Below are 17,919 nucleotides of genomic sequence, written 5' to 3'. Positions count from 1 at the left end.
GGGGTCATGCTTTTAGTTTTAATTTCACACGCACGAGCACGGAGTGGTCCAACTTTTCAATACCTGTGCGCCGTGGCGTAACCGCGGGTGCAACCCGTGGATAGCCAGAATTAGAGTTGAAATGGCAACCCCGAAGGGGTTGAACATTTAGAATTAGGATTGCAAATCCTTGATAATAAAAAAGCGTAGATAAAATCTACGCTTTGACCAACGCAGGTTATACACCTAGCGGGGGACTAAAAACTGTTTACTCCAAACTGATCACTTCCCCATTTTCTCCATATGCGCCTCTTTGATCTTTCTTCTTAGGATCTTGCCGACATTGGATTTTGGAAGTTCATCGGTGAAGTGTACTTCCTTTGGACATTTGTAATTGGTCAAGGATTCGTGGCAATAGGAGATGATTTGCTCTTGGGTGATGGACTTATCTCTTACTACCACATAGGCTACTACGCGCTCGGTGGACTTGACATCAGGAATGCCTATCACGCCTACTTCCAACACTCCAGGATAAGAAGCGATCACATCCTCCACTTCATTGGGGTATACGTTGAAACCGGATACCAGAATCATTTCCTTCTTTCTATCCACAATCTTGGTAAAGCCATCGTCATCCATGACACCGATATCACCTGATTTGAACCATTCGCCCAGCATCACCTCCGCTGTTTCTTTCGGCTTTTGCCAATAGCCTTTCATTACCTGAGGACCTTTGATACATATTTCTCCACGTTCACCTGTGGGGAGGGTATTTCCCTCGTCATCTATGATCTTGAATTCTGTGTTGGGAAGTGGGATGCCAATAGTGCCGTTTCTTTCTGTGCCATCTATGGGATTGCAGGAAGCTACAGGTGAGGTTTCGGTGAGGCCATAGCCTTCGGCCAAAGGTGTACCTGTCACCGCCAGCCATTTTTCAGCAGTGGCTTTTTGCACAGCCATCCCTCCACCTACGGATATTTTCAAACTACTAAAATCCAATGCTCTAAATGACTCCTGATTCAGAAGACCATTGAAAAGGGTATTTACGCCGGTAAATACCGTAAACTTCTTTTTTGAAAGGTCCTTACAAAAGGCTGGCATATCACGGGGATTGGTAATCAGCAGATTGTGTGCACCGATTTTGAGCATGGCTAGACAGTTTACCGTCAGCGCGAATATGTGATACAATGGCAAGGCTGTAACGACAATCTCTTCCCTTTCTTTCAACTTCGGCTTCATCCAGGCAGAAATCTGCTGCATGTTTGCTACTATATTTCCATGAGTCAATTCAGCTCCTTTAGATACTCCCGTCGTTCCCCCGGTATATTGAAGAAATGCGGTATCCTCCAACGTGAGGTCTACCGATTTGAACTTATGATTTGCTCCTTGAGCCAAGGCTGATTTGAAAGAAACAGCCTTTGGAATAGAGAAAGCTGGCACCATCTTCTTGAAGTATTTCACCACCAGATTGACAATTGTGCCTTTGACTCCTCCAAGCAAATCGCCTAGTTCGGTTACGATCACATGCTTTGCTGGGATTTCATCGAGGATTTTCTCCAGGTTGTCAGCAAAATTAGCTACGATGATGATCAATTCAGCTCCGGAGTCTTTGAACTGATGCTTCATTTCCGAAGAAGTATAGAGCGGGTTGGTATTGACCACGATCATTCCTGCGCGAATCGCTCCAAACATCGCCACCGGATACTGAAGAGTATTTGGCATCTGAATGGCAACTCGAGTTCCTTTTTTCAATCGCAACACCTGAGTCAGGTAGCAGGCAAAATCCTCACTGAGCTTGTTCAACTTATTAAATGTCATGGTTTTGCCCATGCATTCATAAGCCACAGCATCACCGTATTTCTTTACACTTTCGTCAAAAAGCTCTGCAACACTAGTATAGGCAGTAAAATCTACTTCCTTGGGCACAGACTCCGGGTAATGCTTAAACCAGGGGAAATCCTTCATGATATGAGTTATTGTTGGGTGTATTTATATTTATAATAATCTGCAATGATGCCAGCAACGAACCAAACTATGGCTCACCTCGGCAAGCTCGGTGACCGGATTGAGTCACGGTTGAGGGAGAGTAAGGAATTGCGGCGACGCCGCAATTCCTTACTCTCCCAACTCTCCATCAAAGTTTCGGTGGTCGAGCCTGTCTGGTGACAGACGGGCTTGCCGAGACCATTCTAGCATAAATGCGGATAATCATAAACTATTTTTATTGAATTAATCAAAAACTTGGCTTAGGTCAAAAGATTTCTCAGCTATTTCAGGATTTTTCTTGCGATCAACTCTTTCATTATTTCATTGGTGCCTGCATATATTCGCTGAACTCTGGCGTCTGCATAGGCTCTGGCTACACCGTAATCCCACATATAGCCATATCCTCCATGCAACTGCACACACTCATCTGCTACTTTACATTGCAATTCGGTCATATTGTACTTGGCTGCTGAAGCCATAGCGGAGTCCAGCTTTCCGTCATTGTGAAGCTGCACTAAGTAATCGCAGTAAATCCTTCCCTGCTCTAGTGCGGCGCACATCTCCGCCAATTTGAAGCGCGTGTTTTGAAATTCGGAAATAGCCTGATTAAAAGCCCTTCTTTCTTTTACATATTTTATGGTCTCCTGAAGCATATATTCTCCCAAAGCTACCGCTGCCAGAGATACCACCAATCGCTCCTGTGCCAGCTCAGTCATGAGGTATTTGAACCCCTCTCCTTCTTTACCAAGCAAATTCTCTTTAGGGACTTTCACATCCTCAAAAAATAACTCACAGGTATCTTGGGCATGCAGTCCTACTTTATCAAATGGAAGTCCTTTAGTATATCCCTCCATGCTATTATCAAGCAAAAGTAAGCTGATTCCTTTTGCACCTTTTTTGGGGTCTGTTTTCACCGCGACCACCACTACATCAGATAGATAGCCATTAGTAATAAATGTTTTACTTCCATTGACTAAGTAATGATCTCCCTGATCTATCGCACTAGTACTGATCCCTTGCAGGTCGCTGCCAGCTCCAGGTTCGGTCATAGCCACAGCTCCTATGTATTCGCCAGCGATCATCTTGGGAATATACTTTTCCAAGGCATGCTCTGTTCCGAAATGCAAAATGTACGGTATCACAATATCATTGTGAAGCGGGTATCCGATCGCCGGAGCGGAGCATCCACTCAGTCCAAGCTCTTCAATAAAGATAGCATTGTATCTGAAATCTTGAATATTCATTCCTCCTAAATGCTCAGGAGCCTGTATTCCCAAAAACCCGTTTTCTCCAAGTTTAAGCCAACTTTCTCTGGACACCATCTTATCCTTCTCCCATTGAGAATTGTAGGGCGTGATTTCCTTGGCAATAAAATCTCTTACGCTGACTCTGAAAAGATCGTGTTCTTCTGTGAAAAGAGTTCGGGGTAGTCCAAACATGTTTTTTATTTTAGGGTTTAATTCAATTCAAAAATAGGGATTTTTAAATCGGGCTTGCACTTGTCTTCTAAAAGACCATTTAGCACTGATTTTTCAACTTTTAACAAAACGTGCCCGTCTCTAAAAACTTTATTATAGTTTCGATACTTCTAATTACCCAAACACATCAATATGATTGACCTTAATGAGCATTCCAGCTTAGAGATGCTACATTCGCTCCCACTTTGGGGGAAAGATGAAAAGTTGCTTTCCGTAGAATCTGCAGGGGAAAGTAACATGAATCTAGTTTTACGTGTAAACACAAACATAAGATCAGTTATCCTTAAGCAATCCAAACCTTACGTCCAGAAATTCCCACAGATATCAGCTCCGGTAGATAGAGTTGAAATTGAACTTTGCTACTACCAGCTTATAGAAGATGACGATGTTCTCAGTCCCTATAGCCCCAAAGTAATTCTTTATAATGCTGAGCATCACATTTTACTCATAGAGGATTTGGGAAATGGAATTAACTTCAATAACATTTATGAAAAAAATTACAAGTGGGAAGACAGTGATTTCTATTCTATCAGCCGGTATTTGAATGCATTGCATTCACTTGAGGTAAGCAATTTTCCAGATAATATGGAAATGAAAAAGCTAAACCATGAGCATCTTATTCGTTTTCCATTTTTGGAAGAAAATGGATTTGACCTAGATACTGTGCAGCCCGGTTTACAGAAAATCAGTTCTAAGTACAAGACAGACATTGACTTAAAACACGCCTTAGAGTTACTAGGAAAGCGATATTTAGCGCTTGGCACCACCTTATTACATGGGGATTTTTACCCAGCCTCTTGGCTCAAAACTGAGAATGGGGTCAAAATCATCGACACCGAATTTGCTTATATGGGTGATAGTGAATACGACCTTGGAGTTCTTTTCGCACATTTTGATCTAGCTAGAATGGATGAAAGTTATCAGAAAACCTTTTTGCAGCTGTATCAACATAGCTATGCTGAAGACTTGGTGAATGCCTACCGAGGCATGGAAATTATGCGAAGACTCATAGGTATAGCTCAGCTACCGCTTTCACTTTCTCTAGCGGAAAAGAAATCACTTATGGAAAAAGCCAGAAACTTTATTTTGCCTCAATGAAAAACCTTTGTCTGCTAGTACTTTTCCTTTCTCTACTTGGCGCCTGCGGCAAAAAGGAATCCCCCATTCAGTTTTCTGATCAAGAAATAGCCGAAATGGGGCTGACTGAAAAACAATTGCATGACAAAATACTTGGCATGCTCGTGGGTTCGGCCATTGGTGATGCGATGGGAGCTCCCACGGAGATGTGGTCAAGAGAGGCAATCAGTCTGGAATATGGATTTGTAGAAAGCCTGGACTCGATGGTCAGAGAAGTATCTCCGGAAGGAATTTGGATAGCAAACCTACCAGCAGGAGGAACGACGGACGATACACGCTGGAAAGTTTTAACTTCCAATTACCTACTTACGCAAAAAAGGGATGAGTTGAACGCTAAGGATTTTGCGAAGCAAATACTCAGTAGATACGAATCATATACTGGAGAGTTTAAGGATATAAAAAGTACTGATCCTGAACCTTTTGAAGCAGTAACGCTCAAGATGGGATGGCTTCAAGAATGGGCGAAGGTAAGTCAACCATTTATAGATAATAACCTGATCGGATATGCCGATTCCTTGGGTAAATTCTATGGAGGAGAGATGGTTTGCGCTGGATTACTATATTCTCCCACACTAGGTTCCTTTTTTCCTGGAAATCCTGAAAAAGCATACGCGGAAGCCTACAAGCTTTCATTTTATGATTTGGGCTATGCAAAGGATATTTCCGCCCTCTCTGCTGCCATGACCGCGGCAGGAATGAAGCAAGGAGCTACCAAGGAAGATTTACTCGCCTCCTTGCGTTTGGATCCGGAGCATTACTTTGAGAGTCGTTTGGTAGGTCGCACAGCTCACAATATCCTTAAAAATGCACTATGGATTTCAGATGAGGCGGCTAAGCAAGACAGCTTGGGAAATCAACTACACCCAGATAGCAAAGCGCTTCAATTTGCTTTTGCCCAACTTGATGGAAGATTACAGGATATGCCTTTTCATGCAGGTGAAATCTGGCTTCAGACGCTTACAGCAATGATTTATTCAGACTTTAATTTCATGGGAACCCTTACTTTTTTGGTGAATTACGGAAGAGATAATGATACTACTGCTGCTGTAGCCGGCGGGATTTTAGGTGCTTATTACGGATTTGAAAATCTACCAAAACTGGAGCGGGAAAAAGTGCTACGGGTCAATAAAGAGTTGCTTGGAACAGATCTGGAGCAAATCGCCAACGAGTTGACGGGGCACATGTTAGGGAAATGATAAGACTTTTTTCACCGCAAAGAAACAAAGAGAACAAAGAGAACAAAGCTCAAAATTAGAATTGACCACCTATAAATAACACCATCTCTATGTTTTTCTATTTCCTTTGAAGTAAAAACAGTTAACCACTTAGAATCATAGATATTCATAGCTTCAAAATGGTACGATTACACTTCAATAGGAACTTCATTTCCTTTGTTCTCTATATGCTTTTTGTGTTAGTTTTTTTTAACCCTAAAGAAACAAAGAGAACAAAGCTCAAATTGAGAATTGACCACCCATAAATAACACCATCTCTATGTTTTTCTATTTCCTTTGAAGTAAAAATAGTTAACCACTTAGAATCATAGATTTTCATAGCTTTAAAATGGTACGATTACACTTCAATAGGAACTTCATTTCCTTTGTTCTCTATATGCTTTTTGTGTTAGTTTTTTTTAACCCTAAAGAAACAAAGAGAACAAAGCTCAAATTGAGAATTGACCACCTATAAATAACACCATCTCTATGTTTATCTATGTGTCTATGTGGTTTAAAAATTTCTAACAAAAAAAACCCAAATCTTTCGATCCAGGGTTCTAGCGCAAGAGGTTGGTTTAGAATTCAAATGTAAATCTTGCGAGTTCTTCCTTTTACGTCAGTTACTTCGAAATAGACATCCTCAGCATTAATTCCGTTAAGTATATAATCTTTTCGGAAACCTTCTGGTTGATCTACCATTTCCTCATGGACAAGTCGGTTATCATTGACTCTTCTAATTTTAACATCTACACCGGCTTCTTCTAAGCCTATTACTACTAGATTAATGGTGAAATCATTTACTTTTTTACCATAGGCCATCAGAGGGTACACTACAGGAGCTGGATCAACCTTTTCCACCGTTTCTACAGTATAAGAAACTTCCTCATCTTCAGTAGTAATAATCACTTCATACTTCCCACAAGGAAGCTCGTTCAAATCATAAGGAACACGTAGATCCTTATTTACTTTTACAGAACGTCTGTGCAGTCTTTTGCCAGCCATATCATAAATGGCAATTTTTGCTTTGCCGACACCTTCTTTAAGGTGCACATCTATTTTTTTGTAGACAGCGTGCACGGTTGACATTTCTTTCAAATCTTCTGGCCCATTGGCTGCAAAAGTACTGGTTGCTAAAAGTCCAGCTAGTGCGAGTGTGAATAAAGTTTTCATAACATTGTTGGTTTAGAGTTATGCTTCACCCTGTTGCGAACCATGTACCAACTGTGCCAGACAGGCCTTTCTGAGGCATTTTGAAGGCTTTATTACTTTACAAAAATTAACAGTAGCACAAAATATAATTTGCTTGTAACACCTGTTAATTAATCCAACCTGTTCTAATAATGATCGCTTTACCTTAAAATTGTATTGCACCCGAACAGTTTAGTAGGTATTTAAAAAAAATGTAGGTTACACTTTATTACATATGTTAGAGAAAATTAATTTTTAAAATAATTGTAAGTGCCTGAAATTAAATAATTTAAAAAACAAAAACCTGTACGGTCGTGTACAGGTCTTGTTCGGTGAGATACATAAATTTGATTTAGGTCAACCCTTTTTCAACTCTTGGGAAAGTGCTTTCACCCGTTGTTTTATCTCTATACCAGCAATATCTAGGTTCATTGAAGTCGCGGCGAGAAACTCATTGACTGCTCCGGCATGATTCGTGGATTTCCCTTCGGACAATGTCACATAGCGCATGGTTGTCCACAAGAGCGTTTTCAATTGTGTCTCAGAATCATCAGTCATGTAATATTCTAAAATCACCGTATTATCATTATGCCAAATGATCCGGCTCTTGATCCGAACCCACTCGCCCACCATGGCTGGCTTTACATAGGAAATGTTATGGTTATAGATCACCCAAGCCGCTTGGTATTTTTTGATGAAATCCATCATCTCCACTCCATATAGCTTAGGTACTTGATCTTCCCTTGCATTGAAAAAATAATCGAAGTACTTCGCGTTGTTCAGATGTCTAAGAGGATCACAATCCTGAAATCTGATCAAGACTCTACTTTCTGTTTCCTTCGGGTAATGTTTCTCTGGGTTATATTCAAACATGATTAAGCTAGTATAACTGTACTTTCTATTAATATCACTCCTGCTTTTTTCATTTCTTCCAAAGCTTTATCACCATCAACAGCATGTACATTCACAGCTTTGGTAGCATCCATGATCAGGTAAGTTTTGAATCCTAAACTCACTGAATCCAATGCGGTGAATTTCACACAGTAATCCTGAGCAAGTCCAGTCACAAATACATTCATTATTCCTTCGTTTTGTAGGAAATCTCCAAGCCCAGTATCTTCTCTTCGGGCATTATCGAAGAAGCCCGAGTAAGAATCTACTTCGGGATTTGTTCCTTTTTGGAAAATTGCTGTCCATCTGAGAGGATTCAATTCCTCATGAAACTCTGCTCCTTCTGATCCCTGTACGCAGTGAACGGGCCATAAAAACTGTGATAAACCATTTAGTTCGATTGTATCACCTACTTTTTTTCCTTCGTGATTTACAGCAAAACTTCCGTGGTCTTCTGGGTGAAAATCCTGAGTAGCGACTATAAAATTGAATTTCTCCTGCAACGCATTGATTACAGGAATCACTTCATCTCCTCGAGTTACAGCCAAAGCCCCCCCTCCTGGTAAAAAGTCATTTTGCACATCTACGATGAGTAGTGCACTATTTTTCAGATTCATTGCCATTGTCAATTTGTTTTGCTTTCATCACCAATTCCATCCGCAATTGATGCAGATTTTCTTCCAAACCGATAGGATACAAATGCGGATTCACCAATCTCTTATGTGTCTTATCCAGGGATTCCAGCTGACTTTGCACTCTATCTCTGATCTGACTGATTGTCGGTAGCTTATACATCAGCTTGCCTTTGATGAAGATGGGTTTCAATAATATTTCTTCCTGATAAAATGCAGGCATCATACGCTTTCTCCTGGTCGGATCATTCGGATCTATAATCAATGCTGCCTGTGGGTTCAACTCCTGCCCCTCAAGATAAATCATATCAGCGACTGCCTTTCCCTTAGAAAAGAAGCGCTTTACCGTATGTAGTCCCGGGATATTAATCTTCAAGGACTGCTGAGAAAGTTTGATTTTAGGAACCCAATTCCCTTTTTCATCACGGATAGCGGATAGTTTGTACACACCTCCAAGCGCTGGCTGATCAAAAGCCGTTACTAATTTCGTCCCTACACCCCACACATTGATAGAGGCTTCCTGCCCTTTCAACGAAGTAATAATATGCTCATCCAGATCATTTGACGCTACGATTTTAGCATCAGGAAAACCTGCTTCATCGAGCATTTCGCGCGCTACATTACTGAAATAGGCCAAGTCACCGGAATCTATTCGGATTCCTACCATTTCTTTTCCCTTGCTTCGCAAAGCATTTCCTACTTTGATGGCATTCTTTATTCCATTCACTGTGTCATAGGTATCGACTAGGAAAATGGATTGATTTGGAAAAGCATCTGCGTAGGCCTCAAAAGCTTCCATCTCTGTCTCGAATGACATAATCCAGCTATGAGCATGCGTACCAGAGACAGGTATTCCAAAGAGTTTCCCTGCCATCACATTGCTAGTGGATGCACATCCTCCGATATAAGCTGCTCTGGAGGCCGCCAAGCCCCCGTCAATTCCCTGGGCACGGCGTAAGCCGAATTCCAACACTGGTTCACCCTGAGCTGCCAGATTGATTCGTGCAGCCTTAGTAGCGATTAGACTTTGAAAGTTGATGATATTCAAAAGTGGGGTTTCCAATAATTGACATTGGATCAAGGGCCCTTTCACCCGCACCAAAGGAGTATTAGGAAATACTACAGTTCCTTCTTCTACGGCATCTATATCACAGCTGAATTTCATTTTTCTGAGGTAATCCAGAAAACCAGTTTCAAATAAAACCTGATCATCCTTACCTTTCATCGTAGCCAGATAGCTCAAATCTTCCTCGCTAAACTTGAAGTTGCTGCAGTAATCGACGATATAATCCAAGCCGGCAGCAATGGTAAATCCTCCCTGAAAGGGATGCTTACGAAAGAAAAGATTGAACACTGCTTCCTGCTCTGCCTTGCCAGACTTCCAGTACGCGTAAGCCATGGTTAGCTGATAAAAATCTGTCAGAAGCGCGAGAGAGCCTTGGTATAGGTCTTTAGTGATTTTCATTTTTCGTTTTTAGCTTGATTCAAAAATAACCCTCATTCCCTTCATGTCCAATTCATTTACGAAACTTGCTTTACCCGCATATTCAGTAAAATCCCAAGTAAAACAAGCCCCATGCCCACGTAAGCCAGTGCATTGAAAGTCTCCTCAAAGAAGAAGAAACCGAATATCAATGCGTACACAATCCCTATATAGGTAAGGCTTGCCACTTTAGACACGTTGGCATTTTGGTAAGCAATGGTCAAGAAATACTGCGCTGTCTGCGTGCATATACCTATGAAAAGCAAGATCGCCCAATCCCAACCCACTGGATTCACCCACCCAAAAGCAGAAACTATCAACGCAAATGGTAAAGTCACTAAGGGAAAATAGAAAATGATCACCAAGGGATGCTCGGTGTTCTTCAACTTGCGGATGACATTATATGCTAAGCCTGAAAATATCGCGGAGATAATCCCTACCACTGCCCAGAAGGTATCTACTCTCGCATCAACTCCTTGAATCACCAGAACTCCGGCAAAAGAAATGGTAAAGAATAAGAACTGAATGGGCTTTACTTTTTCTTTCAGTAAGAAAACGCCAAATACTGTGGTGAATATGGGTGACAAATATTGGATGGTCACTGCGCTGGCTAGCGGTATATTTTGTAGCGTGTAGAAGAAGGAAATCAAACCTATAGAGCCCACAACTCCACGGATAATCAGCCATTTCTTATTATTCCCAAAGACATTTATCTTTTGCTTTTTAAGCACTAAATAACTGAATACCAAAGAAAAAACAGATCTGAATACAATGATTTCTATGGCGGGTATATGCGGAATGTACTTGACAGAGACATTCATCAGAGCGAAAAATATACCAGCCAAAAGCATGGACTGGACACTGTTAATCTTCAAAATAGTAGGTTTTCAAAGTGATATTTTTCTAAGGAATTTGCTTGCGCAATAGTTCAAAAATATTTCACAAAAACAAAATCCCTTACGAACCATTCTACGCCACTTGAGTTCTACTATCTATGGCATTGAAAAAAGGAGCAACTGCACCGGAATTTAATTTAAAATCTACGGGCGCTAAATCAATCGATTCTACCAAGGAGTTGAAAGGCAAAGCATTTGTACTTTATATCTATCCGAAGGATTTCACAAAGGTATGTACAGCCGAGGCTTGTGAATTCAGAGATCAATTTGAAGCTTTTCGGAATCTGGATATCCCTGTCTTTGGTATAAGTAAGGACGATATAGAAACTCACAATAGATTCAAGAAAGAACATAAGCTCCCTTTTGATTTACTTTCTGATCCTTCAGGTAAAGTATGCAAATCTTATGACGCGCTTATCCCGCTGATCAAAATGCCCAAGCGTATTACTTACCTCATTGATAAAGATCATAAGATTGCAGCTGCATTTTCTGACATGTTTGAGTCCAAGGGACATATCGACGCAATGCTGAAGAGTCTGCAGAAGTAGGTTCTAATGCTCGCAGCGGCGCGGCAGCGCAACGTTTTATAACCATTTATTTGTCACCCTGAGCGTCCCGACGGCTGTACGGGATCGAAGGGTCAGTTCAAGGTTAATTTTCAAATAGCATAGGACTATATTAGGCTTCGACTCCGCTCAGCCTGACAGAAGTAAAACCCTGACTACTTCAGGGAGGTCTAAAGACTTAAGTTAAAATGGGAAAAATCTCCTATCTATTTTCTCTCTTTCTCAAACTACCCTTCCTCATCTAATATCTTGTGTCTAAAATCTAACGTCTTCAAAGAATCAAGCCATCCTGCATCACAACTTTTCTATCAGCCATGGCAGCTAACTCTTCATTATGAGTTACGATCACGAACGCTTGACCCAGTTCTTTGCGAAGGGTGAAAAACAATTCATGAAGTCCTTTGGCATTTTGAGTATCCAAGTTTCCACTGGGCTCATCAGCAAATACCACCGCGGGGCTATTAATCAAAGCCCTAGCCACAGCTACACGTTGCTGCTCTCCACCTGAAAGTGTGGAAGGCTTGTGATCCAAGCGATGGGAAATACCTAGCAATTCTGCGAGTTCCCCTGATTTTTTGGTTAACGACTCCGTCGAAGCCTGACCGATCAAGCCTGGAATCATAATATTTTCCTGAGCAGTAAATTCCGGAAGCAGGTTATGAAATTGAAAAATAAAACCAATCCGCTCATTTCTGAATTTAGCCAACTCCTCCCCTTTTAGATTGAGGAGCATTTTTCCATCCATCTCAAGTGTACCCTGATCCGGATGATCCAAAGTTCCTAGAATATGAAGTAAAGTGCTTTTCCCTGCTCCAGAGGAACCGACAATAGAAACAATTTCCGAAGTTGAAATTTCTAGATCTACACCTTTTAGTACTTGTAGGCTTCCATAGGATTTATGGATTCCATTGGCTTTCAGCATGCTAACATTTTTAATCAGTTCAAAAATAGGACAAATGCCTTTCTCAGCAGGGAATTAACGGCTTTTTTTATCAAAAAAGGAAAAAGTCAGGTTTGATTTATCGAGTCTAAGGGCTTAACTTCGGGCAAAAATTTCCAAAGGATGAAATCTAGCATGACTGAAAAGTCACAGGGGTAGTACCCCCAGCCATGCGAGATTCCATGTGACATTTGAGAAAAAAATCATACACACATGAATATTCACGAATATCAGGCTAAAGAAGTATTAAAAGGTTACGGAGTCCGTATTCAGGAAGGTATAGTCGCCGACACACCTGAAGCAGCTCATGCAGCAGCGGTTAAGTTGAACGAGCAAACTGGTACTAGCTGGTTTGTGATCAAAGCTCAGATTCACGCAGGTGGTCGTGGAAAAGGCAAAGTCAATGAGACAGGTTCTAACGGTGTGGTTCTAGCCAAGAAATTGGAAGACGTAGCTGAAAAGGCTAAAAATATCCTTGGTGGTACATTGGTAACTCACCAGACTGGCCCAGAAGGAAAAGTTGTAAATAAGGTTTTGGTAGCTGAGGATGTGTATTATCCAGGTGCTTCCGAGCCAAAAGAATATTACCTATCTATCCTATTGGACAGAGCTACAGGTAGCAACGTAATCATGGCCTCTACCGAAGGTGGAATGGACATCGAGGAAGTTGCGGAAAACTCTCCTGAGAAAATCATGAAAGAGTGGATCGACCCTAAAGTTGGTCTTCAGCCTTTTCAAGCTAGAAAAGTAGCTTTTGCTCTTGGTCTATCTGGTAATGCTTTCAAAGAAATGGTGAAATTCATCACTGCTCTTTACAATGCATACGAAGGAACTGATTCTTCTCAGTTTGAAATCAACCCAGTATTGAAAACGTCTGATGATAAGATCTTGGCAGTAGATGCTAAAGTGAACATCGATGACAATGCACTCTACAGACAAAAAGCTTTGGCAGCATTGAGAGATGTGGCTGAAGAAGATCCATTAGAAGTAGAAGCTGGAGAATCAGGTCTAAACTATGTGAAACTTGACGGAAACGTAGGTTGCATGGTGAATGGCGCTGGTCTTGCAATGGCGACTATGGATATGATCAAATTGGTAGGTGGCGAACCTGCTAACTTCCTTGACGTGGGTGGAGGGGCAAATGCTACTACTGTAGAGGCTGGTTTCAGAATCATCCTTCAGGATCCTAATGTAAAAGCTATCTTGATTAACGTATTCGGTGGTATCGTAAGATGCGACAGAATCGCTAGCGGTGTGGTAGAAGCTTACAAAACTATCGGAGACATCAGAGTTCCTATCATCGTAAGATTACAAGGAACCAATGCTGCAGAAGGAGCTAAAATCATTGATGATTCAGGATTGAAAGTATTCTCTGCAATCACTTTGAAAGAAGCTGCTGACAAAGTACAGGCTGTACTCGAAGCATAATTTATAAGTGTATTGAGGAGCAATCCTCAATACATCATGCACTCGTAGTTCAACTGGATAGAATATCAGATTTCGGCTCTGAGGGTTGAGGGTTCGAATCCTTCCGAGTGCACAAAAGCCCTAGATTTCGGTCTAGGGCATACTATAATCAGATCCTTGAAAAGGAACAATTCAAGTGATAATATCAGAAAAATCAAAGACAATATTGATTTAAAAGACTGAAAAATAAGACATTAACTATCCAATCGGTTAATATCAACAACTTCATAAAAAACCTGTAAAGAAATTCTTTACAGGTTTTTTTTATGATCAATACCCCCAAAATCTTCATAATTACCTGTAATTCCATTGCGTCAATCGTGTAGTTCACCTACTCGAAAAAAAAGACGCATTTGAAAGAACTTAGTCAATTGATTACCAACATGTTCAATATGTGAACCTCTTGCGATTTAGAGCTTGTATTCCGACATTTATTTCACCTAACTAAACTAATCATGTTAGAAAAAAGCTTCGGATTGTTCTTCTTTTTGAAACAATCCAAAAAAAATCAAAATGGCGAAAGGTATATCTACCTTCGGATCACTGTCGATAGAGCATCCAAAGAACTCTCTACTAAGAGATTATGGAAGACTTCACGATGGAATGCGGCTGCCGGGAGAGCTGAGGGCAATAATCAGGACAGCAAAACCCTCAACGCTTATCTTGAAACACTTTATTTTAAAGCCTTACAGGCTAAAAAGCACCTGATCGATACAGATAGAGAAGTCTCTTCCGAAGCCATTAAAAACTTTTTATTAGGGATCGGCGAAAAGAAGAGGATGATTATTGAGATTTTTCATGATCATAATAGTCAAGTAAAATCCCTGATTGGCAAAGAATATACCCCCGCTACATTGCAACGCTATCTTACAACTTTAGATCATACATTATGCTTTATTCGCTGGAAATATAATAAGGAAGATATGGATATACAGCTTTTGGATTACGATTTTATTTCCTCTTTCTCTTTCTGGTTAAAGACAGTCAAAAACTGTAATCATAATACTACGCTGAAATATCTGACCAATTTCAAAAAGATCGTATTGATTTGCGTGAAAAATGGATGGTTAATCAGAAATCCATTTCTCCAATTCAAAATGGTAAAAAAGGAAGTAATCAGATCAATTCTGACAGTGGAAGAAATCCAAAAAATTTCTGAAAAAATCTTCGTTACAGACCGTTTGAATCATGTTCGTGATATTTTTCTCTTCAGTTGTTATACAGGCCTCGCATACATTGATGTTAAAAATTTGGGGAAAAATCAGATAGTTAATGGAATTGATGGAGAACTCTGGATTCATACTCATCGCCAAAAAACGAATTCTCCCACTCGATTACCACTTCTCCCTAAAGCACTTCAACTAATTTATAAGTACAAAACACATGAGATGTGTATTAGTGGGAAGCATGTACTACCTGTACTAAGTAATCAGAAAATGAATTCCTATTTAAAGGAAATAGCAGATGTCTGTGGCATCAATAAGCCCCTAACTTTTCATATTGCTCGCCATACTTTTGCTACGACCATTACATTAGGTAATGGAGTACCTATCGAAACAGTATCGAAAATGCTAGGACACAAATCCATAACGCAAACTCAGCATTATGCCAAAATCCTGGATACGAAGATCAGTTTTGATATGAAGGCTCTCCGGGAAAAATTACATTGAAATCGAGACTACCTTCTTTTTTAACGAAGAGACTCAAACTCGTAAATGAATCTTAAATTGAACAACAACAACAATGGGAAATCAAATCGAAATATATCAGGGAAGTGATGGACAGACTCAAATTGAGGTAAAATTTGAGGCGGAAACTGTATGGCTAAGTCAAAAGCAAATGGCTGAGCTTTTTGGAAAGGATGTAAGAACAATAAATGAACATATCAAAACAATCTATAAAAGCCATGAATTGGAGAAGGACCCAACTATCCGGAATTTCCGGATAGTTCAACTGGAGGGAAAAAGGGAAATTGAACGGAATATCGATCACTTCAACCTCGACATGATCATATCAGTTGGCTATAGAGTAAATTCAAAAAATGGTATAAAATTCCGTCAATGGGCAACCCAACGGCTCAAAGACTTCCTTGTTCAGGGCTATGCCATCAATGAGAGGAGGCTTTCTCAGAAGCAACAAGAAGTCCTGACCTTGAAAGACGGAATCCGGATCCTAAGCCGTGCAATTGAACAAAAAGCACAAGATCAAAACTTGGATTGGCTTAATCACTTTGCAAAAGGACTTGAGTTACTGGATGATTATGATCATGAGAACCTTGATAAAAAAGGACTAACTAAAAGACAGGCAAACTATCCTGAGTTAGCGCACTACCAAGAAGTTATTTTAGCTATGAAATCAGATTTTGAATCCGGAGTATTTGGGAAGGAAAAAGACGGGAGCTTTGAGAGCGCAGTTGCACAGATTAGCAAGGGTTTTGGTGAAGAGGACTTCTACCCTACCCTTGAAGAAAAAGCCGCTACGCTCCTTTACCTAATTGTCAAAAATCACGGCTTCGTAGATGGCAACAAACGGATAGCCGCAGCTTGCTTCCTCCTCTTTTTGCAGTCAAATGACCTATTACATACTGGGGAGGGCCATTCAATCATCAGCAATGATGCACTGGCCAGTCTGACTTTGTTCATTGCTTCCAGCAAACCTGAGAGCCAGTCCCGACGAATGTCGGGAAGATAGAAACGGTAAAGAAACTTGTGATCAGTATATTGAATAGGAATTATTAATTACTACTATCCAACAAAGGGTTTAAAATTTAGGGAAATTTCCTTTCAGAAAGCTTCCCCTTTTCTGTATTTTCAGTTTACCACAACCTCTAAATACAGCGGATGAAAAATATACATTTCGTCGGACAACCGATATTTATGCCCGATAAATCGTAAACTATTTTAAATCAGTACTGCTCCATAAATTAAATTATTAGTACATCATGTTTTGGTCAACTTTTTATGTTTTATAGAGTTTTTGATGCAGCTTGTGATTCAAATCGATTCCTTTTGATTAAACTATCCCATTTTTTATGAATCCCATTTCTTTATCCACGCGGAAAACTCGGAAGGCTTGATTCTATAGCGCACAAAATTTCCTTCGTGTAATCCGAGGAGTTCTGTTTCTACTACTTCGCTGAACCTAAATCGATCTAGTTCAGCTGAGGTGTTGGATTGCGCTTTCGCTGTATTGGATGCTTCAGGTCTACCTAATAGTGGTTGAGAATCATCTAAGTGTCAATGTTTACGACACCTCTGATGTAAGAAGAAATAGGTGAGTGATGAATTTGCAAGAAATTACTAATGCTGCTTGACAGTATTGCCGAATTCCTTAATTTTCTAAATGCGATATTCCGAAATTAGGACAGTGGAGGCAGTGAAAACGACACCTATAAGGTAAAATGAAGAGCTAAATTATTTCAAATTATGATGATGGAACATCTGAACAAATTTCTTAACTACTTATCGGACATCTATGCGATTTCAACAGAGGCAAAAAAAGAAATAAGTGATTTGACCACAATTGTCCACATCAAAAAAAACAACAATCTACAATCAATCGGGCAAACTTGCAGAACGATATACTTCGTAGTAGAAGGAATAGCAAGGATTAATTATTTTAAAGAGGATAAGGATGTCACTGAGTATTTTGCCTTCGAAAACGACATGATTATCAGAGCTGAGAGCCTCTTTACAGGGAAGCAAAGTCACAAAGCCATACAGGCTATCAGCGATACATCTTTTATTGCCATACCTGCGGCTCTACTTTTTGGATTATTTGAGAAACACCATGAGGTAGAAAGACTTTTTAGAAAAATAGTGGAGCGATCTTATGTTGATACCATCAACAGACTTGAAAGTCTGCAATTTCATACTGCAGAGGAAAGATATCAGGACCTCATTAAAAAATCACCAGAGGTAGTCAGGGAAATCCCCTTAAAGTACATCGCCTCCTATCTGGGGATTACTCAGGTAAGCCTAAGCCGAATCAGAGCAGCAATCTCCTGATTATTTAACAAATGTAAAAGAGATTGATTACGCACACTCCGTCCTTTGTATT

The 17,919-nt window shown here is 40.3% G+C and carries 15 protein-coding genes and 1 tRNA gene; 8 read left to right on the top strand and 8 right to left on the bottom strand.

Annotated elements, in window-relative coordinates; translation table 11 throughout:
* Positions 1–261 precede the first annotated feature (261 nt).
* Together ESV85_RS06120 and ESV85_RS06115 are read right to left on the bottom strand one after the other, a co-directional pair.
* Positions 262–1,944: an AMP-binding protein gene (locus tag ESV85_RS06120; protein ID WP_146915752.1), complete on the bottom strand. Its 1,683-nt coding sequence runs from the start codon at positions 1,942–1,944 to the stop codon at positions 262–264.
* 302 nt (positions 1,945–2,246) lie between these two features.
* Positions 2,247–3,404: an acyl-CoA dehydrogenase family protein gene (locus ESV85_RS06115; protein ID WP_146915750.1), complete on the bottom strand. Its 1,158-nt coding sequence runs from the start codon at positions 3,402–3,404 to the stop codon at positions 2,247–2,249.
* Between the two features lie 171 nt (positions 3,405–3,575).
* Here ESV85_RS06115 and ESV85_RS06110 point away from each other — a divergent pair, with 171 nt between their 5' ends.
* Positions 3,576–4,541 carry a phosphotransferase gene (locus tag ESV85_RS06110; RefSeq protein WP_146915748.1) on the top strand — a complete coding sequence of 322 codons (966 nt, stop codon included), beginning with the start codon at positions 3,576–3,578 and terminating at the stop codon, positions 4,539–4,541.
* Positions 4,538–5,776 (top strand): ADP-ribosylglycohydrolase family protein, encoded by a 1,239-nt coding sequence (locus ESV85_RS06105; protein WP_146915746.1) that lies wholly within the window; start codon positions 4,538–4,540, stop codon positions 5,774–5,776. The genes ESV85_RS06110 and ESV85_RS06105 overlap by 4 nt, the downstream gene beginning before the upstream one ends.
* 603 nt (positions 5,777–6,379) lie before the next feature.
* Here ESV85_RS06105 and ESV85_RS06100 read toward each other — a convergent pair.
* From ESV85_RS06100 to ESV85_RS06080, 5 genes are all read right to left on the bottom strand, one after another.
* The gene (locus tag ESV85_RS06100; protein WP_146915744.1) at positions 6,380–6,967 is read right to left on the bottom strand and encodes a hypothetical protein; all 588 of its coding nucleotides are present in this window, start codon (positions 6,965–6,967) and stop codon (positions 6,380–6,382) included.
* A 375-nt stretch (positions 6,968–7,342) separates the two neighbouring features.
* A complete protein-coding gene (locus ESV85_RS06095; protein ID WP_146915742.1) occupies positions 7,343–7,858 on the bottom strand; it encodes an acyl-CoA thioesterase in 516 nt (171 codons plus the stop codon).
* Between the two features lie 2 nt (positions 7,859–7,860).
* Entirely contained in the window at positions 7,861–8,499 is a 639-nt protein-coding gene (gene pncA, locus ESV85_RS06090) for a bifunctional nicotinamidase/pyrazinamidase (RefSeq protein ID WP_146915740.1), read from the bottom strand.
* Complete coding sequence (locus ESV85_RS06085; RefSeq protein WP_146915738.1) at positions 8,477–9,973, bottom strand: nicotinate phosphoribosyltransferase; 1,497 nt, start codon at positions 9,971–9,973, stop codon at positions 8,477–8,479. Before ESV85_RS06085 ends, pncA begins: the two co-directional genes overlap by 23 nt.
* Positions 9,974–10,029: 56 nt before the next feature.
* A complete protein-coding gene (locus tag ESV85_RS06080; protein ID WP_146916134.1) occupies positions 10,030–10,842 on the bottom strand; it encodes a DMT family transporter in 813 nt (270 codons plus the stop codon).
* Positions 10,843–10,985: 143 nt separating this feature from the next.
* Between ESV85_RS06080 and ESV85_RS06075 the strand changes: the two genes are divergently transcribed.
* A complete protein-coding gene (locus tag ESV85_RS06075) occupies positions 10,986–11,435 on the top strand; it encodes a peroxiredoxin (RefSeq protein WP_146915736.1) in 450 nt (149 codons plus the stop codon).
* 289 nt (positions 11,436–11,724) lie between these two features.
* Here the strand turns inward: ESV85_RS06075 and ESV85_RS06070 are convergent, their stop codons facing one another.
* The gene (locus ESV85_RS06070; RefSeq protein ID WP_146915734.1) at positions 11,725–12,375 is read right to left on the bottom strand and encodes an ABC transporter ATP-binding protein; all 651 of its coding nucleotides are present in this window, start codon (positions 12,373–12,375) and stop codon (positions 11,725–11,727) included.
* Between the two features lie 231 nt (positions 12,376–12,606).
* Here ESV85_RS06070 and sucC point away from each other — a divergent pair, with 231 nt between their 5' ends.
* From sucC to ESV85_RS06045, 5 genes are all read left to right on the top strand, one after another.
* Entirely contained in the window at positions 12,607–13,821 is a 1,215-nt protein-coding gene (gene sucC, locus ESV85_RS06065; RefSeq protein ID WP_146915732.1) for an ADP-forming succinate--CoA ligase subunit beta, read from the top strand.
* Positions 13,822–13,859: 38 nt separating this feature from the next.
* Positions 13,860–13,933, top strand: a tRNA-Arg gene (locus tag ESV85_RS06060).
* 382 nt (positions 13,934–14,315) lie between these two features.
* Positions 14,316–15,530 carry a site-specific integrase gene (locus ESV85_RS06055; RefSeq protein ID WP_146915730.1) on the top strand — a complete coding sequence of 405 codons (1,215 nt, stop codon included), beginning with the start codon at positions 14,316–14,318 and terminating at the stop codon, positions 15,528–15,530.
* Between the two features lie 73 nt (positions 15,531–15,603).
* Positions 15,604–16,551 (top strand): RhuM family protein, encoded by a 948-nt coding sequence (gene rhuM / locus ESV85_RS06050; protein WP_146915728.1) that lies wholly within the window; start codon positions 15,604–15,606, stop codon positions 16,549–16,551.
* A 740-nt stretch (positions 16,552–17,291) separates the two neighbouring features.
* Entirely contained in the window at positions 17,292–17,867 is a 576-nt protein-coding gene (locus ESV85_RS06045) for a Crp/Fnr family transcriptional regulator (protein WP_146915727.1), read from the top strand.
* The last annotated feature ends 52 nt before the right edge of the window (positions 17,868–17,919 follow it).

The sequence above is a fragment of the Algoriphagus aquimarinus genome (assembly GCF_007997215.1).
Lineage (GTDB): Bacteria > Bacteroidota > Bacteroidia > Cytophagales > Cyclobacteriaceae > Algoriphagus > Algoriphagus aquimarinus_A.
This window is presented reverse-complemented; position numbering and strand designations above follow the sequence as displayed.

Coding starts and splice junctions, on each gene's coding strand:
- ESV85_RS06120 (WP_146915752.1), bottom strand. CDS start 1,944: ATGAAGGATTTCCCCTGGTTTAAGCATTACCCGGAGTCTGTGCCCAAG.
- ESV85_RS06115 (WP_146915750.1), bottom strand. CDS start 3,404: ATGTTTGGACTACCCCGAACTCTTTTCACAGAAGAACACGATCTTTTC.
- ESV85_RS06110 (WP_146915748.1), top strand. CDS start 3,576: ATGATTGACCTTAATGAGCATTCCAGCTTAGAGATGCTACATTCGCTC.
- ESV85_RS06105 (WP_146915746.1), top strand. CDS start 4,538: ATGAAAAACCTTTGTCTGCTAGTACTTTTCCTTTCTCTACTTGGCGCC.
- ESV85_RS06100 (WP_146915744.1), bottom strand. CDS start 6,967: ATGAAAACTTTATTCACACTCGCACTAGCTGGACTTTTAGCAACCAGT.
- ESV85_RS06095 (WP_146915742.1), bottom strand. CDS start 7,858: ATGTTTGAATATAACCCAGAGAAACATTACCCGAAGGAAACAGAAAGT.
- pncA (WP_146915740.1), bottom strand. CDS start 8,499: ATGGCAATGAATCTGAAAAATAGTGCACTACTCATCGTAGATGTGCAA.
- ESV85_RS06085 (WP_146915738.1), bottom strand. CDS start 9,973: ATGAAAATCACTAAAGACCTATACCAAGGCTCTCTCGCGCTTCTGACA.
- ESV85_RS06080 (WP_146916134.1), bottom strand. CDS start 10,842: ATGCTTTTGGCTGGTATATTTTTCGCTCTGATGAATGTCTCTGTCAAG.
- ESV85_RS06075 (WP_146915736.1), top strand. CDS start 10,986: ATGGCATTGAAAAAAGGAGCAACTGCACCGGAATTTAATTTAAAATCT.
- ESV85_RS06070 (WP_146915734.1), bottom strand. CDS start 12,375: ATGCTGAAAGCCAATGGAATCCATAAATCCTATGGAAGCCTACAAGTA.
- sucC (WP_146915732.1), top strand. CDS start 12,607: ATGAATATTCACGAATATCAGGCTAAAGAAGTATTAAAAGGTTACGGA.
- ESV85_RS06055 (WP_146915730.1), top strand. CDS start 14,316: ATGTTAGAAAAAAGCTTCGGATTGTTCTTCTTTTTGAAACAATCCAAA.
- rhuM (WP_146915728.1), top strand. CDS start 15,604: ATGGGAAATCAAATCGAAATATATCAGGGAAGTGATGGACAGACTCAA.
- ESV85_RS06045 (WP_146915727.1), top strand. CDS start 17,292: ATGGAACATCTGAACAAATTTCTTAACTACTTATCGGACATCTATGCG.